General features: G+C 63.5%; 17 protein-coding genes. 9 read left to right on the forward strand and 8 right to left on the reverse strand.

The window, feature by feature from the left end:
• Window positions 1–5 precede the first annotated feature (5 nt).
• Together purE and ACR9WD_RS03850 are read right to left on the reverse strand one after the other, a co-directional pair.
• Window positions 6–536 carry a 5-(carboxyamino)imidazole ribonucleotide mutase gene (purE, locus tag ACR9WD_RS03845; protein WP_066139796.1) on the reverse strand — a complete coding sequence of 177 codons (531 nt, stop codon included), beginning with the start codon at window positions 534–536 and terminating at the stop codon, window positions 6–8.
• Window positions 537–607: 71 nt separating this feature from the next.
• Window positions 608–1,768 carry a 5-(carboxyamino)imidazole ribonucleotide synthase gene (locus tag ACR9WD_RS03850; protein ID WP_073706623.1) on the reverse strand — a complete coding sequence of 387 codons (1,161 nt, stop codon included), beginning with the start codon at window positions 1,766–1,768 and terminating at the stop codon, window positions 608–610.
• A 176-nt stretch (window positions 1,769–1,944) separates the two neighbouring features.
• Here ACR9WD_RS03850 and ACR9WD_RS03855 point away from each other — a divergent pair, with 176 nt between their 5' ends.
• The gene (locus tag ACR9WD_RS03855; RefSeq protein ID WP_038989884.1) at window positions 1,945–2,514 is read left to right on the forward strand and encodes a GtrA family protein; all 570 of its coding nucleotides are present in this window, start codon (window positions 1,945–1,947) and stop codon (window positions 2,512–2,514) included.
• On the opposite strand, the gene ACR9WD_RS03860 is transcribed toward ACR9WD_RS03855, so the two are convergent.
• Complete coding sequence (locus tag ACR9WD_RS03860; RefSeq protein ID WP_434922769.1) at window positions 2,511–3,239, reverse strand: TIGR03089 family protein; 729 nt, start codon at window positions 3,237–3,239, stop codon at window positions 2,511–2,513. The genes ACR9WD_RS03855 and ACR9WD_RS03860 overlap by 4 nt on opposite strands.
• 288 nt (window positions 3,240–3,527) lie before the next feature.
• Between ACR9WD_RS03860 and ACR9WD_RS03865 the strand changes: the two genes are divergently transcribed.
• From ACR9WD_RS03865 to ACR9WD_RS03880, 4 genes are read left to right on the forward strand one after another with little or no spacing between them, the layout of a single operon-like run.
• The gene (locus ACR9WD_RS03865; RefSeq protein WP_073706835.1) at window positions 3,528–4,052 is read left to right on the forward strand and encodes a WhiB family transcriptional regulator; all 525 of its coding nucleotides are present in this window, start codon (window positions 3,528–3,530) and stop codon (window positions 4,050–4,052) included.
• An 11-nt stretch (window positions 4,053–4,063) separates the two neighbouring features.
• A complete protein-coding gene (locus tag ACR9WD_RS03870; protein WP_434923187.1) occupies window positions 4,064–7,528 on the forward strand; it encodes a glycosyltransferase family 2 protein in 3,465 nt (1,154 codons plus the stop codon).
• Entirely contained in the window at window positions 7,528–10,071 is a 2,544-nt protein-coding gene (locus ACR9WD_RS03875; protein WP_434922770.1) for a DUF5719 family protein, read from the forward strand. Before ACR9WD_RS03870 ends, ACR9WD_RS03875 begins: the two co-directional genes overlap by 1 nt.
• Window positions 10,072–10,097: 26 nt before the next feature.
• Complete coding sequence (locus ACR9WD_RS03880) at window positions 10,098–11,027, forward strand: COX15/CtaA family protein (RefSeq protein ID WP_434922771.1); 930 nt, start codon at window positions 10,098–10,100, stop codon at window positions 11,025–11,027.
• A 12-nt stretch (window positions 11,028–11,039) separates the two neighbouring features.
• Here the strand turns inward: ACR9WD_RS03880 and ACR9WD_RS03885 are convergent, their stop codons facing one another.
• Window positions 11,040–11,498, reverse strand: coding sequence for a metallopeptidase family protein (locus ACR9WD_RS03885; protein ID WP_434922772.1), 459 nt, complete (start codon window positions 11,496–11,498; stop codon window positions 11,040–11,042).
• Between the two features lie 91 nt (window positions 11,499–11,589).
• On the opposite strand from ACR9WD_RS03885, the gene ACR9WD_RS03890 reads away from it, so the two are divergent.
• Together ACR9WD_RS03890 and ACR9WD_RS03895 are read left to right on the forward strand one after the other, a co-directional pair.
• A complete protein-coding gene (locus ACR9WD_RS03890) occupies window positions 11,590–11,991 on the forward strand; it encodes a DUF3499 domain-containing protein (RefSeq protein ID WP_073706627.1) in 402 nt (133 codons plus the stop codon).
• A 209-nt stretch (window positions 11,992–12,200) separates the two neighbouring features.
• Window positions 12,201–13,664, forward strand: a complete 1,464-nt coding sequence (locus ACR9WD_RS03895) for a TIGR01906 family membrane protein (RefSeq protein WP_434922773.1) — start codon at window positions 12,201–12,203, stop codon at window positions 13,662–13,664.
• Between the two features lie 71 nt (window positions 13,665–13,735).
• Here ACR9WD_RS03895 and ACR9WD_RS03900 read toward each other — a convergent pair whose 3' ends face one another.
• The gene (locus ACR9WD_RS03900; protein WP_434922774.1) at window positions 13,736–15,577 is read right to left on the reverse strand and encodes an AMP-dependent synthetase/ligase; all 1,842 of its coding nucleotides are present in this window, start codon (window positions 15,575–15,577) and stop codon (window positions 13,736–13,738) included.
• A gap of 78 nt (window positions 15,578–15,655) precedes the next feature.
• Window positions 15,656–17,266, reverse strand: a complete 1,611-nt coding sequence (locus ACR9WD_RS03905) for a dolichyl-phosphate-mannose--protein mannosyltransferase (protein ID WP_434922775.1) — start codon at window positions 17,264–17,266, stop codon at window positions 15,656–15,658.
• A gap of 68 nt (window positions 17,267–17,334) precedes the next feature.
• Between ACR9WD_RS03905 and rsmI the strand changes: the two genes are divergently transcribed.
• On the forward strand, window positions 17,335–18,195 hold the full coding sequence (gene rsmI / locus ACR9WD_RS03910) for a 16S rRNA (cytidine(1402)-2'-O)-methyltransferase (protein WP_052253577.1): 861 nt from the start codon (window positions 17,335–17,337) through the stop codon (window positions 18,193–18,195).
• A gap of 138 nt (window positions 18,196–18,333) precedes the next feature.
• Window positions 18,334–19,821: an NAD-dependent succinate-semialdehyde dehydrogenase gene (locus ACR9WD_RS03915; protein WP_190264692.1), complete on the forward strand. Its 1,488-nt coding sequence runs from the start codon at window positions 18,334–18,336 to the stop codon at window positions 19,819–19,821.
• Window positions 19,822–19,888: 67 nt separating this feature from the next.
• Here ACR9WD_RS03915 and ACR9WD_RS03920 read toward each other — a convergent pair whose 3' ends face one another.
• Together ACR9WD_RS03920 and ACR9WD_RS03925 are read right to left on the reverse strand one after the other, a co-directional pair.
• On the reverse strand, window positions 19,889–22,315 hold the full coding sequence (locus ACR9WD_RS03920) for a transglutaminaseTgpA domain-containing protein (protein ID WP_434922776.1): 2,427 nt from the start codon (window positions 22,313–22,315) through the stop codon (window positions 19,889–19,891).
• Window positions 22,315–23,631 (reverse strand): DUF58 domain-containing protein, encoded by a 1,317-nt coding sequence (locus tag ACR9WD_RS03925; protein ID WP_149596472.1) that lies wholly within the window; start codon window positions 23,629–23,631, stop codon window positions 22,315–22,317. The genes ACR9WD_RS03920 and ACR9WD_RS03925 overlap by 1 nt, the downstream gene beginning before the upstream one ends.
• Window positions 23,632–23,637 lie beyond the last annotated feature (6 nt).

Genomic DNA, 23,637 nt, shown 5'->3' on the forward strand with positions numbered 1-23,637 from the left:
TTTCCCTAGGAGGCGAAATTCTCGTTGGCAACTTCATCGCGCAGAGCCGAGCCCTTGGCATGGGCCTGCTCGCGCAGCGAATCTGCAAACTGAAGCAACTTTACCTGTAACGACTCGGCTAGCTCATCGGTTCCCGCTGCGAGCATGCGCACGGCCAGCAGGCCGGCATTGCGGGCTCCGCCAATGGAAACAGTTGCTACGGGGACTCCTGCGGGCATCTGGACGATGGAGAGCAGGGAGTCCATTCCATCTAGTTTAGCCAGTGGAACTGGAACTCCGATCACTGGCAGCGGTGTAACAGCTGCGAGCATGCCGGGAAGATGCGCTGCGCCGCCTGCGCCGGCGATGATTGCGCGCAGCCCGCGTTCGTGGGCCTTCTTGCCGTAATCGATCATTTCCTCGGGCATGCGGTGCGCCGAAACGACATCCGCTTCAAAGGGGATGCCGAATTCGGCCAGCGCCTGCGCGGCCAGGCGCATCACCGGCCAATCGGAATCAGAACCCATTACGAGGCCGATAAGTGGTGCTTGAGTCATCAGATATTTCCTTGCAGTGCTTCAGTAAGAGCCGCTGCCCGGCAGGCAGCGGCTCTTGATTAATATAAATGCTAGTTGGCGGTGCCGGCGCCGTCGCGGATTAGCGCGGCCACCTTGTTCGCCTGCGAACGAAGTTCATCTACGCTTTGCCCTGCGTTTGCCACGACGTTGACGTGGCCGATCTTGCGGCCCGGTCGCACGGACTTGCCGTAGGCGTGCACCTTGACTTCCGGGCCGGCGGCCAGCGCGGCCTGGAACGCGGAGTAGAGGTCCTGGTTGGCGCCGCCGAGGTAGTTCTTCATGACGGTCACACCCAGCTCGCGGGTTTCCCCCAGCGGCAGATCCAGCACCGCACGCAGGTGCTGCTCGAACTGGCTGGTGACCGAGCCGTTCATCGTCCAGTGCCCGGTGTTGTGCGGGCGCATGGCCAATTCGTTGATCACGAAGCCGGCGCCGACGCCCGGGGTTTCGAAGAGCTCGGCGGCCATGACGCCGGTGACGCCGAATTCCTCGGCGATGCGCAGGGCGGCTTCGGCCGCGGTGGCAGCGGTAGCCTCGTCGATGTCCTGGGCGGGCGCGATCACTTCGTCGCAGACCCCATCGACCTGGATGGTGTGGACCACCGGCCACGCCTTGGCCTCGCCCGAAGGGGTGCGGGCCACCAATGCGGACAGCTCCCGGGAGAAGTCAACCTTGTCTTCGGCCAGCAGCGGGCCGTTGGCGAACCAGTCGGCGGAATCCTTGGCATCTTGGATGCCGTCGAGCATGCGCACGCCCTTGCCGTCGTAGCCGCCACGCGGGGTCTTGAGCACAATGGGCCAGCCGGTCTGCTCGCCGAAAGCGATCAGCGCCTCGACGTCGTCGACTTTGGCCCAGGCAGGGTTGGGCAGGCCGAGGCGCTCGATGGCCTCGCGCATGACCAGCTTGTCCTGGGCATGGATCAGCGCTGCCGGACGCGGCTGGATGTTCACGCCCTCATTGATCAGGGTGGTCAGGAATTCATTAGGAACGTGCTCGTGGTCGAAGGTGACGACGTCCTTGCCCTTGGCGAATTCGCGCAGGGTATCGAGGTCCTTGTAATCGCCTACCGGTGCGTCGGGAACGCAGCGCGCAGCCGAAACATCCGGACCTTCGGCGAGAACATGCAGTTCAAAACCTAGGTTCAAGGCCTCGGGGGCCATCATTCGGGCCAGCTGCCCGCCACCAATCACACCAATTTTTGGAAAGCTCACGATTACAAGGGTAACGAAAGCGGCGTGGAGAATCGCATGCGCGATGTCTGATTACTCTCAGAATTCGGCCAATTTCCAGAAAGTGCCGATAAAATGGCAAGATCGCGCGCTTTTCCCAGTGCTGAGCGCGCCTTGTTACTGCTAGCCAGACGGGAACTTCATTCCCTGGAGGACAATTGCTCGAGCGCATCAAACTCAAAATAGCCGGACTCATCTCGCTGCTGTGGCGTGAGGTGGCGAAGTTCGGCGTGGTCGGTGGCGTTGCGTTCGTCATCGACTCGGGGATCTACGTCTGGCTCCTGCATGGTCCCATGAGCGATTCGCAGGTCAAGGCAAAGATCGTCGCTGGTGTCGTCGCGACGATGTTCTCCTGGGTAGCCAACCGCTACTGGACCTTCCGCCACCGCCGCCAGGCCAATGTGCTGCGCGAACTGGTGATGTTCATCATCATGAATGCCATCGGCCTGGGCATTGCAGCGGCCTGCGTGTGGGTCACCAAATACTGGTTGGGCCTGACCGATCCGACTTCGGTGTTCATCGCAGGTTCGGTCGTCGGCCTGGTGCTCGGCACGATTTTCCGTTTCTTCGCCTACCGTTTCTGGGTCTTCGGCAAGGAGATGGACCAGGAAGAAGCCTTTGCCCATGACCACGAGGTTCTGGGCAAGCACAAGGCCGATACCGACACCGAACCAGCGGGTTCCGCTGGCCAGGGCGATACCGGCACCGTGCCGACGGTGGTTCGCTAGTCCTGAGGCGAATAGTCGAAGCTGATGCGTTCGCCGTCGCGCAGGCGCGCGGTCACTTCCACTCCATCTTCGACTAGCACAATTCCATCTCCTGCCGCCCACTGGCCGATGGCATAAGGTAGCAAGTCGAGCACAGGCAGCTGGGCACGCACGAGAATGGTTCCTTGGCTCTTCGCCTCGGCACCGAAGAGCGTGGCAAGACTGATCGGGGCGCCGCCATTGGTTGCGATGGCTGCTGCATCACCAGCAACCGGCGAGGGATAGAACTGGTCCCCATAGGAACGCACGGAGGCATTGAAGTCTTCTGCGACCGGGCCGAGATCCGAGCCGAAGGACAGCGCGAGAGCTGCCGGGTTCACGGCGAGGATTTCACAGCTGCCGGGGATGCGCTCATCATTCGGCTGGGCGGTAACCCAAAGCGTTGCCTGCTGGGCATCATCATGCTCGGCATCAACCAGCGTGGCGCCATGATGCAGGGCGGCCAGGGCCACCACCAGCGACTTCCAATGCGCTGGCAGGTCAAGCACCACGAGCGAGTCTTCTTCGAGGTCGAAAACCTCGCCCAGGAGATTGGCGCTTTTCGCGACCCAATTGTCGAATACCCGTCCGGAGAGCTCGATGCGTTCCCCGCTGGCGGAGTACCAGGTAAGCCACGGCGAGGCCGAAGCGCGCCGCGGCGCGAGGAGATTCTCCACAAAGGTTCCTGATTGCAGGGTGTTGCTCATTGGGTGTCCTTAATTTTAATTACTGAGAATTCACCGAGAATTCAGCCAAGACGGGACATGCCCGTCTCATCTGCATCTTTTGACGGCGTGTTGTGCCGGGAGTTTCCTGAGAAGTCTTCTTAGAATGACCTCCCCACTTGACTCTAGCGGAGTTACACGGCTGTAATTAGATGGTGAGTCCCGGCAGGTTCATCACTTTTCGCTAGTTCGATGGAATAAATGCTGCCGGATGGATCGGGAGCAGTGATGGTCCGATCTTCTCAAACCAATCGAAAGGTCAACATCACCATGGCGAATCTGGAGCAGGGGTACTCCGAATTTTCGACCTCGGCTGTTGCGTCGGCTCAATACGGGCTGGAGGACGCACCATCCGACTGGTTTGTCGATCCTCAAGCCGGTGAGTCCGCACGGGTTGCAGTTGCAGCCGATCTGGAGACCGCGGCCGACAACTTCTTGAAAGAACACGACACGTTATCCGACACCGAAGAAATCTCCTCGGTTGGATCCTGGGCGCCGGAGCTCGATGAAGATGACGAAGTGCGCGAGACCATCAAGGCAGTATGGCTTGGTGTTGGCGGAGAAGTTGACGAGGGTGAGCTGGGCTGGCAGGCCCGTGCCCTGTGCGCACAGACCGACCCCGAGGCATTCTTCCCTGAAAAGGGCGGCTCGACCCGCGACGCGAAACGTGTCTGCGGCGCATGTGTTGTCCGTTCGGAATGTCTAGAATATGCCTTGAGCAATGATGAGCGCTTCGGAATCTGGGGAGGGCTCTCAGAGCGTGAACGTCGCCGTCTACGGAAACGAGCAATCTAATTCGTCCGCCAATTCACGTCACCGCCATCGTTGCTTCGCACGATGGCGCTGACTTTTTACCACGCACTTTGGCCGCACTGCGCAACCAGTCGCGGCCTATCGAACGCTTTGTCGGAGTCGACGCATCGTCCTCCGACGCATCGCTAGAGGTCCTGCGGGCGAACTTGCCGTCGAATGCCGCTCTGCTGGTGGCCGATGAGGGGTCGTTGGGACTGTCGCTGGAAGTGGCGGTGTCGCAGCTGCCCGAAGCGCGTGCGGACCGCGACGAATGGCTGTGGATCATCCACGATGACTCCATGCCTGCTCCCGACGCGCTGGAACAGCTGACCCGCACCGTCGAGGCTTCCGAGTCCGTCTCCATTGCCGGATGCAAGCTGCTGGACATCGACAACCCCCGCCACCTGGTGGAGGTGGGCCTGAGCGTCGACCGCAAGGCCCAGCGCCTGACCATGATCGACATCGACGAAGTCGACCAGGGCCAATACGACGGACGCAGCGACTACTTCGCGGTGTCCTCCGCCGGCATGTTCATCCGCCGCGAGGTCTTCGAGCAGCTGGGCGGATTCGACCCGGCGATCCCGGGCCGCGGCGACGACGTGGACCTGTGCTGGCGCAACCGCCTGGCCGGGCACCGCGTGGTCGTGGTGCCCAGCGCCAAGATGTACCACCAGGTCGAAGTTGTCGACTCGCTGGCTGGTCCGCGCGAAGCCAAGCGCTCCGAGGTCTTCCAGCGCCTGAAGTTCGCTTCGCCAGCGGTGCTGCCCTTCTTGTGGATCGGGTTGCTGCTCGGCGGCATCGGCCACTTCCTCGTGGCCTTGCTGGCCAAGGATCCGGGCCACGGGTTCGGCCATTTGGGATCGGTGCTGCGCGGGCTGTTCTCCCCGGGCAAGCTGGCGGCATCGCGCCGCAATGTCGCCCAGATCCGCGAGATCCCGCGCCGCCAGGTCCGCAAGCTGATGGTCTCCGGTGCCCAGGTGCGCGAGTACCGCCGCAATGTGAATACGGGACGGACCGATGGCGAAGTCTATGGCGATGGCAGTGGTGCCGACGCCATGGTTGAACCCAGCGGCGACAACTTCTCCGACTTCGTGCGGATCGCCCGTCCGCCGCGTACCACCGCGGTGCTCTCGCTGATCCTGGCTCTGCTGCTCTCCGCGGCGGCCTCCCTGATCGCATGGCGCAGCCTGTTCGGCTCCACCGCGCTGTCCGGCGGCGCACTGCGCCCGCTGTCCAACAGCAGCCGGGAAATCGGCGCCAACGCGCTGTCCTGGTGGCAGAACATCACCACCGGCTTGAGCGCCCCGCCGGATAATTCCGACTTGCTGTTCTGGCTTTTCTCGCTGGTGACCTTCAACCATGCCAATGAAGCCTCCATCTATCTCTTCTTCGCCGCGATGCCGCTGGCAGCACTCACCGCCTGGTGGGGGATTGGCGCGGTCAGCCGCTCCCGCGCGGTGCGGTTCCTTGCCGCGCTGATCTGGGCGCTGCTGCCGTCACTGATTTCTTCGCTGGCTTCCGGACGAATCGGCTCGGTGCTGATCCACATCTTGCTGCCGCTGTTCTTCCTGGCGATTATCCGCGGCATGAACGTCCATGTGGCGATCGAGGGCGCGAAGCCGAAGAACGCGAAGCAGCAGTCGGTTTCCGCGTGGACCGCCTCGGCCAGCGCCGCATTGCTGCTCTGGGTGATCTCCGCTGGCTCCGTCTCCTTCTTCCTGACCGCGAGCATCCTGGTCTACGTGCTGGCCATCTTCTCGGTGCGCCGCGCCCGCAGCCTGTGGTGGATCCCGCTGCCTGCGATCGTGTGGAACCTTCCGCTGCTGTTCGCCGGCCTGGGCGATGCGCGGCTGCTGTTCACTGAGCCCGGCGCCGCGAATGCGTTCACGCCGGCTGCCCCGTGGCAGATGCTGCTGGGCTTCCCGGAAGCCTTCAACGCCAACGCCTCGCTGGTGGGCTGGGACTTCCTGCCTGCCGGACCGTGGGCCCTGGTCGCAGCCCTGCTGGTCGGTGCCCCGATCCTCGCGCTGGCGGTCTTCGGAACCTTGAGTTCTTCCTTCAGCCACAGCGCCAGCATGCGCCGCAACTCCCGCCGCCTGCTGTGGGGCGCGGTGCTGTCGCTGGCAGCGGGCTGGGCCGTCGGCTTTGTGCCCTTCACCCTGGACTCGCATACCGCGGTGAGCGCCTACACCGGCCCGTACGTTTCCTTCGCCATGTTCGCGCTGCTGGCAGCTGCCGCCAACGCGTTGGCCGCCCTGCGCCACGAGGACCAGCCGCGCTCAATGCGTGCCGCCGGTTCCCGTCCGGCGATGAGCCTGATGGCCGCTTTCAGTGTGCTTGCCGTGCTGGCCTCGGGCTGCGTGCTGCTCGGCGCCCAGCTCAATCCGGCAGCCGAATCCGAAACGCTGACCGCGATGAACTCGGCCCAGCAGGTCCACGGCTCGCAGCCGCGCACCCTGCCGGCAACCGCAGCCGATGCAGGCCGCTCCGAGTTCCAGAAGCGCACCTTGGTGCTCAGCCCGCGGTCCTCCGGCGAGATCGACAGCCAGCTGGTGTCGGGTTCCGGCGAGACGCTGGACAGCATCAGCCGCTACTCGCAGGTCAAGCAGCTGGCCGGTCCGCTGCTGGAGCCTGAGCGCAATGAAGATTCCGCCACCGCAAAGGTCCAGAGCAATGCCGTAGCGATGCTGCTGTCCGAATCCGCGTTGGACTCGCGCGAGTCCTTGCGCGACTTGGGCGTGGGCTTCGTGGTGCTGAACGAAACCGGCGAATCCGTCCCGGCGACCGTACGCACCTTGGATGCGGCAACGGGGTTGGCGTCGGTTGGCCAGACCGACAGCGGCTGGCTGTGGCGCGTGGACTACGAAGCCGATGACGAGCAGCAAAGCGCTGGCTTTGCCCGGATCGTCTCAGCCGATGGAGACGTGACGGTCTTGCCGACCCAGCGTGGCAAGATCACGAATCTCCAGATCCCGGCCGCGGATTCCGAGCGCACGCTGGTCCTGGCTACCGCGTCGGATCCGAAGCTGCGCGCCAGCGTCGATGGCGAATCTCTGCGTTCGGTGGCCTATCCCGAGGATTCGGAAACCCGTTGGGCCCAGGCCTACGAGCTTCCTGCCGAGGGCGGCAAGCTGACCTTGTCGCACAAGGACTCCATGGCCATTCCGGTGCTGCTGCTCAGTGCAGTAGTTCTGCTGATCACGGTGCTGCTGGCCATTCCAGTGCCAAGTTCGCGCCGATTGGCCAACTACCGGAACATCGAATACCGCTTCCGTGAACCACGCGGCGAGAACGAAGAACTTGCCGATGGTTCGGCAGTTCTGGCCGCGGCCGAAGTCCAGAGCCCGGCAACGGCCACCGGAACGATGCCGTTGAGCCGCCGCGAGGCACGCGAACGCGCCAGCGAGATTCGCGAGAACTTGACCCCGAAGCTCAGCGACCGGATTTCGGATGCTGATGCCGAGCAGGAGAAGAAGTAGTGAGCGACGAGAAGAACGTGGACTCAGCGGATTCTGCTGACCAGCCAACTGCACAGACCCCGGCCCCGAAGCCGGTCTCGGCACAGCCGGAAGCCAAGGATGCCACCCCGGTGTCGGCGACGCTCTCGCGTGCCGAGGCCAAGGCCGCCAAGGCCAGGGCCAAGGTCGACGCCAAGCTGGAGAAGGCTCGCGCCAAGGAAGCCCAAACCCGGGCCAAGACCGAGGCGAAGGAAGCGGCGAAGGCCGCGAAGGCTGAGCCCAAGGCCGCTAAGCAGGAAGATCCAAAGCCAGAACAGCTGCCCGAGGCGGACTCCGGCGCAAAGGACAGCAAGGTAACCTCGCCTGCTGCGGTTCCGGCCGACGAGCAGGCTGAAGGCAAGCGCGCAGCACAGGAACAGGCACCCAAGCCTGATTCCGTTCAGGACGGCTCAGCCAAGGACGACTCCGCCAAGACCAGCACGGTGGCCCCCGAAGCCGCGCCCGCCAAGCCGGCAACGGCTGGTGAGTCCGCTGCCGGCAAGACCGATGCAGCAGCCAACCCAGGACCGGTTGCCAAGCCGGATCACGTCGCCGAGGCGGAGCCTGCCAAGGAGGAGAGCGCAACGGCAGTAGCCGGCAATGCCGATTCTGCACCTGCGCGCGAGGCTGAGCCGAAGACCTCCTCCGCCCAGGATCCAGAAGCTGGTGCCGCCGCGGCAGCCGTTGCTGCCGCAGGGAAGGCCAAGGCCGGCGATTCACAGTCCGGAGAAGAAGCCGCGACGGCACAAGCACCGGAAGATCCGAAAGCCGCCAAGCGCCGCCAGAAGTTGGAGAAGGTCCGCGCACGGAAAGCCGCGAAAGCTGCCCCTGCGGCTGCCAGCACGGCTGCGCATCCGGCAGCCGAGCCGGAGGCGGAGCCTGCAGACGGCAAGGTAGCCGAGCGCCGCCACAAGCTGGACAAGGCCCGAGCCGCGGCTTCCAAGGATGCGGTGTCCGCGCCGGTGCGGAAGAAAACCGGCGCGGTACTGCTCAGCCTGGCTGCGGTGGTGGCCGCCGGAGCTGTCGTAGGCGCCGGATCGATTTTTGCCCCGGCACCGGCCGAGAAGTCGTTGCCGGCTGCCGTGACGAACCTGCCCGCCGGCGACTCCAGCAGCGTCTGCCCGGGAACCCCGCAGCTGCTCAAGGGCGTGGAAGGCACCGACGCGCAGTTCGCCCCCGGCGCCAAGGATGTTTCCAGCAACCTGCGCAGCATTGCCGTATCGGATCTGGCCAAACGCATTCCCGGTTCATCCTTCACCAAGCTTGATGGCAGCGATGCGCGTCAGCTGACCGAGCGCATCGCCGAGGATGAAGCTGCCGAGGCCCGTGGCGCCGATGAGGAGGGGCTGACCGGGCGCGCCAGCAAGATCTCAACTGCCAACGATATCGATGGCACCCAGGTCTACACGTTGCAGCCGCTGGGCCAACTCGCTTCGAAGGGCAGCGCCCTGCGCAGCTACCAGGCCAAGGACGGCGACCTCGCCGGGCTTGCCGCCGCAACATGCCAGGCTCCGGCATCCAACTGGCGCTTCACCGGCCTGCAGACCAGCACCGGATCCACCAGCGTGATGCATTTGGCCAACCCAACGCACACCACGGCCCAGGTGTCCCTGCGTCTTCGGGGCCCGGACGGCCTGATCGACACCTCCACGCTGCAGAACATTGTCCTGGCAGCGGGGGAGAGCCGGGCGATCGTGCTCGGCGGCTATGCGCAGGATTTGAATTCCATTTCGGCCGAGGTCACCAGCCTCGGCGGCAAGATCACCGCCTCGGTCCAGCAGGCCGCCTTGCGCGGCTTGACCCCATCGGGTGTTGAACTGGTCGGCGCGAACGCGACGGCATCCAACAGCCAGGTGATTCCGGGCGTGTGGATCGAGAGCAAGGAAAATGTTTCCAAGCTGAGCAAGGACGACAAATCCCTGGTTCCGCAGCTGCATGTCTCGGCGACCGGCTCCTCGGGCGCCGGGTTCAAGGTGAAGGTCCTGGGGGCTGACGGTGAAGTTGCTGCCAGCTTCGACGAGAACCTTGCCGTTGATTCGGACGCCACGAAGGTCGTGAACCTGAACCAGTTGGCTGGCGGGTACTACACGGTGGTCGTCGAATCCGATGCCCCGGTCACCGCAGCGGTGAAGATGGTCCGCGGCGCTGATCCCAAGGATTCCTCGGACACTGCGTGGGCGGCCAGCTCCAATGTGCTCGCCGGGACGCAAGCCATGCCGCTGTCGGCTAACGGCACCGGCAAATTCGCCATCGCCGCCGTCGCGGCGGACTCGGCGGTGGAAGCAGTGGTCGTCAATAAGGACGGCAAGCTGGAGGACCCAGAGAAACTGCAGATCAAGGCCGGCCAAAGCATTGTCTTTGATCCGAAGTCGGTCTCCGACGACGCCCAGGCAGTCATCTTCTCGACGGATGCCAACGCCTACCTGGCCCAGCTGGTGCTCGGCTCGGACCGTTCCATCGCCTGGGCTGCCATGCCGCAGGCGAATGCCGGACGCGACGGCATTGTGGTGAACATCGGCGGCTAGGAACGCGCCATTAAGGAACTGGAACTTTGACGACTCCCTTCGCGTGGCTGGCGCAGCGGATCAGGCTGGAGCGGCGCTCGCTCAAGGCGGCCTCGCTCTCGGCGATGATCGCGGCAATCCTGATTATCGTCGGCGGCGGTGTCGTGCGCGTCACCGGTTCCGGGCTGGGCTGCCCGGACTGGCCAACCTGCACCGGCGGTTCCATCGCCCCAACCGCTGAAATGGGAATTCACGCGACCATCGAGTTCGTGAATCGGCTGCTCACCTTTGTGCTGTGCGCGGCCGTCGGCTGGGTCATCATTGCCGCCCGCCTGCAACGCGAGCCGGTTCCGGGCATCACCCGATGGGCATGGTTCCAATTCTGGCTTGTCGTGCTCAATGCGGTCATCGGCGGAATCACCGTTTGGGTGAAACTGAACCCCTATGTCGTGGCCGCGCATTTCCTGGCCGCAACCTTGCTGCTCACCGCCGCGGCGGCAACTTGGGACAAGGTCCAGAATCTGGGCTTTGCCAGCGAGGCGGCCAGCACCGATTTGCTCAAGTCGATGGGAACCTGGCTCGTGGCGATCAGCGCACTGCTGGTCATCATCGGCACCGGGGTGACCGGATCAGGCCCGCATGCAGGGGACTCGGCCGAGGTCCCGCGGATGGGCTTCGACTGGCTGCAGATCACCATCGTGCATGCCGCCGCAGCCGTCGGCGCGCTGGTTGTTGCCCTGGTGCTGTGGCATCAGGCAAGACAGCAGCAAGTTCCGGTTGTGGCGCACAAGGCCAAGCTATTCATCTGGGTATTGGCCGGGCAGGGGCTGATCGGGGTGGTCCAGGCCGTGACCAGCTTGCCAGAGCTGCTGGTGGTGGCCCACTTGGTAGGTTCTGCGCTGGTCTGGATCGGTGCCGTGCGCGTTGGCTTGGCCTCCCATGCAACGGCACGTGGCATCCAGCCCCAAAACAGCTAGGGAAATGTCCGCTTAGAAGTCAGGATCCTCAGGGAAATACATGGGATCGACTTCCGAGATCGGCTTCATCCAGAGCTGGGCGACCTCATGCACCACGCACTGGTGGACCAGGTCCAGGAGTTCGCCGGCGTTCTCCGCAATCTGCTCGATGGGCAACCGGTAAATGACGATGCGCGCTGGCCGGCCGGGCGCAGCCGGCTTGGAGGATGCCAGCGGCACCCGCTCACCCAGCGCGGCAGCCTGATCCAGCAACTTTCCGCTGGGCACCGGATCGATCAGGAAATCTATCTTCTCGATTTCTCCGGGCCAGCGTTGCGACAGCCGTTGCGCGCTGGCCATCACCGCATCATCGAATCTTTCCGGGCGCGAACGGTAGGCGGGAAGATGCATGGGCATCAGCGGGCCACGCCGCCCGCGTCCGTGGCGGCCGCGCCGCGGACCGCTGGGACGATCAGGCAACTTGGAGCTCATTGATTCAGCCTAGCGCGTCGGGCGCTGTGCCGATGCCCATAAGCCCGCAATTGGGCGAAGATCCCAAAGATGTGCTGGCCGGCGAAGTAGAATGGGAAGCGTGGAAGGTCTTCGTCTTTGTTCTCGCCCTGCTTGCCGTGAAGCGGCCCGCGCTACTCTCACCTACGTATACGCAGATTCAACTGCCGTTCTTGGACCTTTGGCGACGTACCCCGAACCGCATTGCTATGACCTGTGTGCCCAGCATGCCAACCGCCTGACTGTTCCCAGCGGCTGGAACCTGATCCGTGGAGCCATCCCGGACGTGCTGGAACCGGAGGACGAACTGAATGCCTTGGTGAATGCCGTCCGCGATCGGGAACCGAAGGTTCGCCAACCACGCCACGCATCGAATTCGCCCATTGATTCGGTCCGTACCCGCGAAACCAGTGCCCAGCGCTTCGACTCCCGGGTCCGCTTGGCTGTTCTTCCGGCGGCCGACGAAGAATCCTAGACCTCTTTCCCACGAATTCTTGAAGCTGCCTCCGTTCGTTGGCGGCATTTGCCCCCACGGCTTTGTGTCCTAGCTGAAACCCGTTTTTGGTGTGGTAATCCGCCGGATGGCTGGGCGTGCTGGATATGCTAAAGGCGCATGGGCCGTGTTCGGCCCATGATGCGACCCTAAAACAGCACACCATCGCGCGAATTGCAGGAGGACTCCTCATGGCTGAGGCGGCGAAGAACCCCACTGGAGGGCAAGGATCTACGGGCCAGCCGGCACCGGCTGCCACTGGCAACGTGCCAAGCCCACAGGCCAGCCTGAGCCAAAAAGCTGAAGAGCTCTCTGCGCGCCTGGAACAGCACAAGAACCAGGCCCAAGCCGACGCCGTTGCCCAACGGGAAAAGGCCCGCAAGGAGGCTATCCGCCGCGCGATGTCAGGCAAGACCGAAGCCGATGCCAAGAACCCTGCTTCAGCACCAGCGGACAAGGCGCGGCCTGCCCCGGTAAAGCCAGCCGCAGCCAAGGCACCTGCAGCCAAGCCAGCTGCGGCCAAGCCAGCCGCCGCCAAGCCGGCCGCCGCCAAGCCGGCTGCGGCCAAGTCGACCGCCGCCAAGCCGGCCGCCGCCAAGCCGGCTGCGGCCAAGTCGGCCGCCGCCAAGCCGGCAGCCAAAGAGCCGGTGGAAGATGTCATCCGCGCCATCAAGCTGCCGCACGAAATCGAAGCCGAGAAGCGTGCGCAGAGCGAAGCCAAGGCAACAGCCGGAAAGACCGCAGAGCCGCAAGCCGACGAGAAGAGCTCCACCGCGCAAAGCGTGCCGCCGGTGTCCGCCGCTCCGAAGACCGGATCCCTGCCGACAACCAAGGCAGCCGTCGCCCAAGCGCGCAATCGCGTCTTCGGCAGCTACGCCCCAGAGCCAGAACCCTCCGAAGCGGCGATGAAGCGCAGGGTTGCACGTGAACGGGCGCTGAACTCGAAGCCTGCCCTCGGGCGCACGGCGCAGGTGATTGTGGCGCTGGTCTTCCCGTTGCTGACCCTGATTGCCGCGATCCGCTTGGTCGCTACACCGGCGTTCCTTGCCCTGTCCTACGGCCGCCCTGGATTCCCTAGCGATTCCTTCGGCTTCACCGATGCCGAGCGCCTGACCTACGGCAGCTACGGGGTGGACTATCTGAACAACTTCGCCGGACCGGAATACCTGTCCGGGCTGAAGCTTTCCACCGGTTCAAGCATGTTCACCGAGGGGGAGGTCCAGCACATGGTGGACGTGAAGAACCTCATCGGGTTCGCCTACATCCTCGGAGCGGTGCTCGCGGTCATCTTGATTATCGGGATCTGGTATCTGGCCAAGCGCTATGCAGGCGGCGTACGCCGTGCGTTGTTCTCCGGAGCCATCTTGGCCTTGGTCGGCATTGCAGCCTTGGCAGTCTTTGCGATCATGGGATGGGATAACTTCTTCACCCAGTTCCACGCGTTGTTCTTCTCAGACGGCACCTGGACCTTCAACGTCAGCGATACGCTGATCCGCCTGTACCCGGAGCAGTTCTGGCTCGATAGCGCGATCGCCATTGCCGTGCTGGTGCTGGCCACCATCATCGCCGTGATAATCAGCTGCTGGCCTACCGGGCGCCGTCGCGAGGCAGCCCGGCTGCGCCAGGAGGCCCGCGCCTTCGGCATTGGCAACTAGCCGGCACAGGCCATAAACAGCAGGGGAGCAGTTCACCATGAACTGCTCCCCTTGGCTATTTCCAGCGAGAATTATTTGCGGTAGAGGGCTTCCACCCGGTCTTCGAATTCCTCGAGAACGCTCTGGCGCTTGAGCTTCAGCGAGTTCGTCAGGTGCCCCGAAGCTTCGGTGAATTCCTCTTCCAGAACCACGAACTTGCGAATGGACTCGGCCTTGGAAACGGTCAAGTTGGCGGTATCCACGTAGCCTTGGACCTCGGCGATCACCGCAGGATCAACTGCCGCCTCAGCCAGGGTCATTGCCCCAAGGCCCTTGGCCTTGGCCCACACTGCCAACTCTTCGGGATCGAGCGTCATCATGGCCGTGATGAATGGGCGCTGTTCGCCGGCCAGCACGCACTGGGCCACGATGCGTCCGGCGCGGACCATCTCTTCCAGCGGGCCTGGCGAGACATTCTTGCCCCCGGCGGTGACGATCAGTTCCTTCTTGCGACCGGTCACCTGCAGGAATCCGCCATCATCCAGGACACCGGTATCGCCGGTCTTGAAATAGCCGTCTTCGTCGAAAACCTCGGCCGTGGCTACAGGGTTGTTGTGGTAGCTGGCGAAAACTCCGATCCCCTTGACCAGGATTTCACCGTCATCCGCGATCTTGATGGAGGTGCCGGGAATCGGACGGCCCACGGTGCCCACGCGGTTTCGCGATGCCTGATTCACCGTGGCCGGTGCGGTGGTTTCGGTCAGGCCGTAGCCCTCCAGCAGCTGGATGCCGGCGCCGCGGAAGAAGTGCGCCAGATCCGGATTCAGCGCACTGGCTCCGGAGATCGCGTAACCGCACTGGCCGCCGAAAACCGCCTGCAGCTTCGGGTAGAGCACCTTGCTGAAGATGGCATGGCGGGCACGCAAGCGCAACGGCATGCGCGCCTTGAGGCCACGCGACCACGCATCACGGATCTTGGAGACCTCGATGGCCGCCTGCTCGGCTTTGAGGAAGAGGTCAGCCTTGCCGCCGCGTTCAGCTGTGGCCAGGGCGCTGGTGCGGATCTTCTCGAAAACGCGCGGCACGGCCAGCAGGAAGCCGGGCTTGACCGCGGACATGTCCTCGACCAGGTTGGCCATCGAGCTGGAGTGCGCAATCACCGATCCGCCGTGGATGCAGGTTTGCTGGACGGCACGAGCCAATACGTGGGCCAGCGGAAGGAACATCAGCGTCCGGCGTTCTTCACCGAGCACTTCGAGCATGTTTCCGGCCAGGTTGTGCGCCACCATGGCGAAGTTCGAATGGGTCATATTGCAACCCTTGGGGCGTCCGGTAGTGCCCGAGGTGTAGACCATCGTGGCCACATCCTTGAGGGCCATGGATGCGCGGCGTGACTCGATCAGCTGCTCGTCGATCTGATCGGCCGGAACCATCAGCTGGTGCAGACCGGCGGAGGGGATGAGCGTCGTATCGTCCGCGTCGGAGCCCTCGAAGATATGGGTGCGCACCGGTTCGCCGAGCTGAGCCGCCGCCTGGCGGACGGTAGCGCGCAGCTCATGGTTTTCGGCGAACACCACGCGCGCACCGGAGTCGCGCAGGATCCATTCGACCTGGAAGGCGCTGGAGGTTTCGTAGATTGGCACCGACACACCGCCGGCGAACCACACGGCTTCCTCGGCCAAGGCCCACTCGTAGCGGGTGCGGGAAATAATGGCGACCTTGTCGCCGGGCTGCAATCCATCATTGATCAGCACCATTGCCAGGCGCTTGACGTCAATGAGGAAATCACCGGCGCTGAGATCATGCCAGGTGCCGTCTCGCTGCACGCTGAACAGCGGGCGTTGTGCGCCGCGTGCTACGCGATCAAGGAGCAGGTTCGTCGTGTTGACCTCTGGTGCCAGATCAGTCAGCAGCTCGACGGTCACTTCTTGCATTGAGGAATTATCCTTTGGAAATCGATGGTCGTCTTAGTGGCCTATTTCATGGAAACAGGTGGCCAAGCCACGGGCGGCCTAGCCCCAGCTGGGGAGCCACACGTGCAAGCGCCAGTAGTCATCCGCGATCATTTCCCCACTCCAGATCGGCCAGAAAAAGGCCGATGCGACTAGGAGCAGCGCCATGAATGCGGTGACCGCGATGACGCGTGACCGGTACACGGCACCGGAATTCGGATGGCGTGGAATGAACCTGCCAATCATATACGTCAATGCGAGCACCATGAACGGGACCAGCGGCAGGGTATAGAAGAAGAACATGGTGCGTTCCGGGTACATCAGCCACGGCAGGAACCCGGCCGCCACCGAGGAGAGGATCGCTCCGGCGCGCCAGTCCCGGGCGCCGATCCACCAGAGAATCAGCAGGAACATGCTGATGGTGCAGGCCCACCACATCAGCGGGTTGGGCAGGTCGGTGATGACCTCGGTGCAGCGGTCCAGCTCGCAGCCGTTGACGCCCTTGTCGTAGCCTTCGAAGTAGAACAGCACGGGACGTCCAGCGAACGGCCACGTCCACGGCGAGGACTGCCAGCCGTGCTCGGAATTCAGCCCGGTATGGAATTCGTAGCCGGCCTGGTGATAGTGCCACAAGGAACGCAGTGGAGCTGGCAGCCAGCTGATGCCTTCGCCGGGGTTCTCCTCGGCCCACTGGCGGTAGCGTCCGCCCTGGGTTACCAGCCATCCGGTCCAGGTGGACAAATAGGTCAGCAGCACCAGCGGCATCATGGTGAAGAAGGAATACACGCCGTCGCGGATGAATGCCGCCGATTGCCACTTGTGGATTCCTGCGGTGCGCCGCGCGCCGAAATCCCAGAGCACCGCCATCAGGCAGAAGACTGCCACGAAGGACAGCGCCGACCACTTGATGCCAACGGCACCGCCGAGCATGATTGCGGCGATCAGCCGCCAAGGACGCCACCAGAGCATGGGGCCATGCATGAGCAGGAAATCATCGGGGCGATTGCCCTCCGGCACCGAGAGCTTCCGTGCCAGCGCGGTTCTGCCATGGATCCGGTCCTTGAGCAAGGCATAGAACGCTGCAAGCACGAAGAACATCAAGAAGATGTCCAGCAATGCGGTGCGCGACATGACAATTGAATGCCCGTCGATGGCCATGAGCAACCCGGCGATGCCGGCCAGGAGGTGGGAACCGAAGAGCAGTCGGGCGCACAGGGTGACGAGCAGAACCGAAAGGGTGCCGATCAGGGCCGTGGAAAAACGCCAGCCGAAGCCGTTGAAGTCGCCGAACAGGAGCATTCCCACACCGATCATCCACTTGCCCAGCGGCGGGTGGACGACGAAGGAAGATTCATTTTCCAATTGCGGATTGCCTGCGATGAACTGCTCGTCGCTGTCGTCGGCCCATTCGCGCTCATAGCCGCTTTGCAGCATCGCGAAAGCATCCTTGACGTAGTAGGTTTCGTCGAAGATCAGCAGGTGCGGGTGGGCGAGGTTGACCATGCGCAGCAGGCCGGCAATGGCTGTTACGACGAGCGGAACGATCCACATCAGCGGGCCGCCAGGGGCCACCACAGGCAGGAGCCGCTGTTTCAGGCTCTCGAAGGTGAAGGCCTGTCGCGCCGAGCGTACGTGGCCGGTGTGCGGAGTGTCTAAAGCCGAGGTGCCCATCACCAGTTCATGCTACCGGTGGAAAGTCCAGAAAGTGGGCTTTTCCTGCGTCGCGTAGGGTTAAGAATGTGCAGAACTCAGATAATGAGGGCGTAATCGTCCTGGGTGCCACCCCGATTGGCAACTTGTCCGATGCTTCCCCGCGTCTGCGGGAGATCATGGCCAGCGCCGATATCATCGCCGCGGAGGACACCAGAAACTTCCATCACCTCGCCAATGCCTTGGGCATCAAGATCACCGCGAAGGTGATGAGCCTGCATGAGCACAACGAGGCCCACAAGCGCTCCGAGGTGATTGAACTGGCCGCCGAGGGCGCTACCGTGCTGGTGGTCTCGGATGCAGGCATGCCGGCGGTCTCGGACCCCGGGTACCCATTGGTGGCAGCCGCTATGAGCGCTGGCATCCGGGTCACCGCGGTACCTGGGCCTTCGGCGGTGCTCACCGCGCTGGCCCTGTCCGGATTGCCCACCGGCCGCTTCACCTTCGAAGGTTTCCTGCCGCGCAAGGCAGGCGAACGCCGCAAGCGCTTGGACTCGCTGCTTGCCGAGGACCGCACCATGGTGTTTTTCGAAGCTCCGCACCGGCTCAACGATTTCCTGGACGCTGCCATCGAAGCGTTCGGCCCAGATCGCCAGGCCGCCGTAGCCCGCGAGCTGACCAAGAAGTTCGAGGAAGTCCGCCGGGATTCGCTGGCGGCGTTGCGCGCCTGGGCAGAAGATGGTGTGCGCGGGGAAATTGTCGTGGTCATACACGGCGCCCCGGAAGCCGAGGCCGCCTCGATCGAGGACCTGCTGCCCAAGGTTGCAGCACTGGTTGACGAAGGCATGCGGATGAAGCAGGCCGTCGCCGAAGTGGCAGAAAAATCCGGCGTGAAGAAACGCGAGCTCTACGAGGCGGTCCTGGCAGCACGTCACGAAGCGGAAAAATAGCCGTGACCGCATAGGCTAAATGCACAATGAATGCTCGCTTCCATGGTGCAGACGGAGATTTACAGCTGCCATCTGCCGGGAATAGCGTAGACATCAAAGACGATCAGTTTTCATTATTTTCTATCAGGAGATGCTCGTATGTCGATTACTGCCCAGCGCGAAGCAGAGCTGCTCGCCAAGGTTCCAACCGGCCTGTTGATCAATGGCGAATGGAGGGATGCCTCCGATGGCGGCACCTTCGACGTGCTTGACCCGGCGACCGGCGAGAAGCTGCTGACCCTGGCCAGCGCTACGAGCGAAGATGCCATGGCCGCACTGGATGCGGCCGACGCTGTCCAGGCCGAATGGGCACTGACCGCACCACGCGAACGCGCAGAGATCCTGCGCCGCGCCTTCGACCTGGTCACCGAGCGCAAGGACGACTTCGCGCTGCTGATGAGCCTGGAAATGGGCAAGCCGCTGGCCGAGGCCTACGGCGAAGTGACCTACGGTGCCGAATTCCTGCGCTGGTTCTCCGAGGAAACCGTACGCCACTACGGCCGCTACATCACCACCCCAGAGGGTAAGAACAAGGTTCTGGTCCAGCACAAGCCGGTTGGCCCCTGCCTGCTGATCACCCCATGGAACTTCCCGCTGGCCATGGCTACCCGCAAGGTCGGACCGGCAGTAGCAGCAGGCTGCACCATGGTGCTCAAGCCAGCCAAGCTGACCCCGCTGACCTCCCAGCTGTTCGCGGCCACAATGATGGAAGCAGGACTTCCAGCAGGCGTGCTGAACGTGGTTTCCGGCGCCTCGGCCTCGAAGATCTCCGGCCCGCTGATGGCCGATGACCGCCTGCGCAAGGTATCCTTCACCGGCTCCACCCCAGTGGGCAAGCAGCTGATGAAGGACGCGGCTGACAAGGTCCTGCGCACCTCGATGGAACTGGGCGGCAACGCTCCATTCATCGTCTTCGAGGATGCCGATCTGGATGCCGCTGTCGAGGGCGCCATGGCCGCCAAGATGCGCAACATGGGCGAAGCCTGCACCGCAGCCAACCGCTTCCTGGTCCACGAGGATGTTGCCGAGGAATTCACCGCAAAGTTCGCCGCGGCGATGAAGGCGCTGAAGCCAGGACGCGGCACCGAAGCCGACACCACCGTAGGCCCGCTGGTCGAGGAAAAGGCCCGCGACGAGGTCCACTCGCTGGTCGAGGCCGCCGTGGCCGCCGGCGCGACCGCCGTCACCGGCGGTGCCCCAGTTGAGGGCCCGGGCTACTTCTACCAGCCAACCGTGCTGGCCAATGTCGCCAACGACGCCAAGATCCTGTCCCAGGAAATCTTCGGCCCAGTGGCACCAGTGACCACCTTCAAGGACGAGGCCCAGGCAATCAAGCTGGCCAACTCCACCGAATACGGTCTGGCTTCCTACATCTACTCGCAGGACCTGAACCGCATGTTCCGCGTTTCCGAGCAGATCGAATTCGGCCTGGTTGGATTCAACGCTGGCGTGATCTCCAACGCCGCTGCTCCATTCGGCGGCGTTAAGCAGTCGGGTCTGGGCCGCGAAGGCGGCGCCGAAGGCCTGGAGGAATACACCACCGTGCAGTACATCGGCATTGCCGATCCATACGCAGCCAAGAAGTAGATTCTCCAGCTCCAGCCAAGGCCCAACCGGAATGTCCGGTTGGGCGTTGGCCGTTAAGACCCGGGTGCTACAGCTGGATTCGACGGGAGCTGCGCGTGCGGGCATGACGCGGGTGCACCGAAGCAGGGAACAAGAACGCCGAGATTCGCTGCAACACCGTCAGCTCGCCACGCAAATTGGCTTGGACCGCATGCAAGGTATCCAGCAACGTGGCGGCATCATCAGCGCCCAGATGCCGGTTGGCGTAGAAGCTTTCCTGGATGACAGTTTTCAAGGACTGCAATTCCTTGGCGATCTGGGGGTGGTCGTCGCCCAGCCGGGTGGTGTAGTCGCCGGCTGACTCGTGGTTGCCGGCTGGTTCCCGGTAATCGGACCCGATGGCCTGCAGCTCGGCCAGCAGCGCTGGCGCGGCGTCATCCCCGCCTTGGCGCACGCGTCCCAGCCTTTCTTCGCGGAGGCGATGGCGGCGCCACGGGGCGAACCCCAGCGCCACGGCGGCCAGCAGCACGATGGCCGGCACCAGCCACGCAGCCTGCGCGCCTTGTTCCACGGGCTCTGCGGGCTGTGCCTGGGCGGAAGGGCTGTCATTGGCCGGCAGGCTAGGGTTGCTGCGCTCGGTGGGGACATCCGGTGCCGTGCTTTCCTGCGGGGCCGCGGTGCGCGTTGGTTCCGGCGCGTAGCTCGGGGCATAGCCGCGCCCAGGTGTGGGTTCGAAAGGAATCCAGCCCAGCCCGTTCAGATACAGTTCTGGCCATGCGTGGGACTGCTTTCCGCTGACGGTGTAGCCGGTGAGCTCGGTACCTTCTGCCAGACGGCGTTCCGGCGTGCTCTGGGCTGTGTCCCCGGTGATTTCGAGGGTTTCCCCGTTGGCTTCGCCCGGTGCGTACCCCACAGCAATACGCGATGGGATGCCGGCTTCACGGGCCAGCAGGGCCATGGCCGAGGCGAAGTGCACGCAGTACCCCTGGCGCCGGGTCAGGAACGCTTCAACGACGCGGCGATTGGCCCCGTCGTAGCCTTCGCGCAGGGGAGTGCGTTCGGAATACACGAAATTCCCGGAACGGAAGAAATGCTGCAAGGCCACAGCGGCATCGATGTCATTGGCCGGCTTCCCCTCGTCGCCGAAGGCCTCGTCGAGGGTTTGCTGCAACAGCGGTTCCAGGGTGTTGTCCGGATCTTGCGGAAGACGCAGGTATTCACCGGCCAGCTGGTCCCCGGCATCAATTCCGAAATGCCCGATATTGCGGACCATTTGCGTGCTGATGTCCAGATCCGAGTAGGCCACTGAAATGTCGTTGGTAGCTGCCATGGCGTCGCCAGTGAGCCTGGCCACCGAGGTTTCGTGGGTCCAGTTCCAGTCTCCGACGATGCCCTGCACGAAATAGGACTGATTGGGCAGGGGAAGCACGGGGCTGCTGATGCCTTCGGGCCAACTCATGCGCAGTACTTCGCTGGTGCTGTTGAACGTGCTGAAATTCCGTGTCACCGCTGACGTGCCATCAAGGGTGTGCTGCATCAGGCCCTCAGTTGGTTCCCAGCGGTCCGTGGAAAGATCCTTGATCACTTGCGTGCGCAGGTAGGGTGCTTCCTCAGCGGTGGTGTAGTAGTCCAGGATGGGAGCTCCGCTGTTAGAGCGGAGGTCTCTTCCGAGGTTGATCAGCGGATCGACATTGCTGGCCAGCAGGTCGCCGGATGGCCGTTGCCCCTCGGGGAACATGCCGCTGCGGAAACCCGGCATCCAGAAGCTGGCTGCCAAGAGCACACCGACACAGGTCATCGCGCTGATGCCGAGAATGCCTAGCGACCTGGGCGTGGGAAGCTTCGGCTGAGAGTGCTTGGACGATGCAGGGACGAAAAGATAGGGAATCAGCGCTATGTAGCCGAGAACTCCCAGCACCAGCAGCGAGAGATAGCCGATTCCCGCACCTTCCTGCTTGAACAGCGAGGCAATGACAGGTGCCAGGGACAAGGGCATGATGATCAGCATGGCGGTGCGCCGGAAGCTGGCCAGCAGCTCGACGAGCAGGCTGATAGCCAGGGTAAAGCACAAGATGCTGAACGCCACATAGCGGGAATTGGCTACCGGAGGAACCTGCGTAGCGAATTGCATGCCCGCTTCAGCCAGCGCAGACCAGACCCATTGGGCGAACGGCACCCCATAGATGTTGATTTCGCTGGCAGGGCTGAGCGCGATGGATGCCACGGCGATACCAGCGGCAGCCGGGAGGGCGGCCCAGCGCACGCCGCGGACTGCGCGCAGCAGCCCGGCGCACAGGTGCACGGCGAAGACCGGTACGACTAGGGCCGGGAACCAGCCGGAACCTTCGATGACCCCGGACAGCGAGGCGGTCCCGGCCAAGACTGCGACTGCAAGGCAGCAGGCAGCGGCCACCCGCAGCAGCAAGAGCCGCATCGCGGTCGTAGGACCGGGGCGCGGAACGTGATTTTCGGGCTCCAGGGATTGACCGGGAGCCACAGCAAGGCCAGCGCTCATCATCCCCACATCTCGTCTATTGCCATATTGCCGGGAAGGATATGCACCTTCCAGCTGGTGCGTGCCAGCTCATGCTGGATCGCCAGATAGCGTTCAGGGTGGCTGACCAGCAGGAAAATTTCAACATGGCGTACGGTGCGTGAGAGCGTCGCCAGCCAGGCTGCCTGCGGGGCATCGAGTTCGCCGAGGATCATGATGACCGGTTCTTCGCGGAATCCCAGCAGCTCCTTGTGCAGGGTGCTGCCCAGGATCTCGGGACCGTTGGCTTCAACGCTGCCGTTGTCCAAGGACAGCTCCGTGGTCGCGGCATGGAAATCCTCGAAACTGTTCAGTGCGCCAAGCTCGGAGATGCTATGCAGGTCCCGTTGGGCCAAGGAGGTCCCGGCGAGGTTGCGGAAGGCGAGCTGGTAGCCGCTGGTGGCGTATCTCAGGCCGATGCTGCTGGCCAAGGACAACGCGTTTTCAAAGCGGCGGCTGCTGGTCAGCGCTTCAGCGTGAGCCTGCGGCAGGGAGATCCGCAGATCCGATCCGCTGTGGTTCCAATGCTCGAAGGAGGTATCCAAGACCAGGAGGGCTTGGGCGGTTGCCACATGGTTCTCCTGGCGGACCATGAGCTTGGCGTGGCGGGCGCTGGCCTTCCAATGCACCTGGCGGATGGAGTCGCCCTGCTGGTAGTCGCGGGTCGCGACATCGTAGTAATCGGCGGTGGTGCTCCGGGAGAACTTCGCATCGCCGGTGAGCGTTCGCTCTCCGAGCGAGGCGAAACGATCCAGCTCATGCAATTGCGCGCGCACCGGAACCTGCAATGACTCACCGGTGCGCACCATGCCCTGGATCAGCCCCAGCGGGTCAACGACGATCTGCTGGGCTGGGCCCATGAGATGGATCCCGCGGGTGCGGAACACCAATTCGTACTCTATGGATCCCGGAGCTTGGAGCCGTGGGCCGGGACCGAAATCTTCGGGCAATCGCTCTTGGATGGTGGACCGCTCAGCACAGGACAAGCGGAACTTGCTGACCTCGCCGACTGTGGGAACCTCCGAGAGCAGCTCGCGGTGGATATTGGTGCGTCCGCGCAGGCGCATGGCCAAACCCCAGCTGGCCAAAGCCAAGGCCAGAAGGCCCAGGCCCAAGGCCATCATTTCGTGCCGGCCTAGCAGATAGGCCAGGAAGAGCAGAAGCCCGCCTGCCCCGGCGGTGCACCAGCCGCGCACCGTGAACAGGTCAAGGTGCCAGCGGCGCAATGCAGTATCCGCGCTTTCGGTGCGCGTCCAGGACAGCGCGTCGCGCGAATCATAGCGGGGGATCTTCTCCATGGTTGC

The organism is Glutamicibacter sp. PAEs-4, from assembly GCF_051161755.1.
Classification (GTDB): domain Bacteria; phylum Actinomycetota; class Actinomycetes; order Actinomycetales; family Micrococcaceae; genus Glutamicibacter; species Glutamicibacter nicotianae.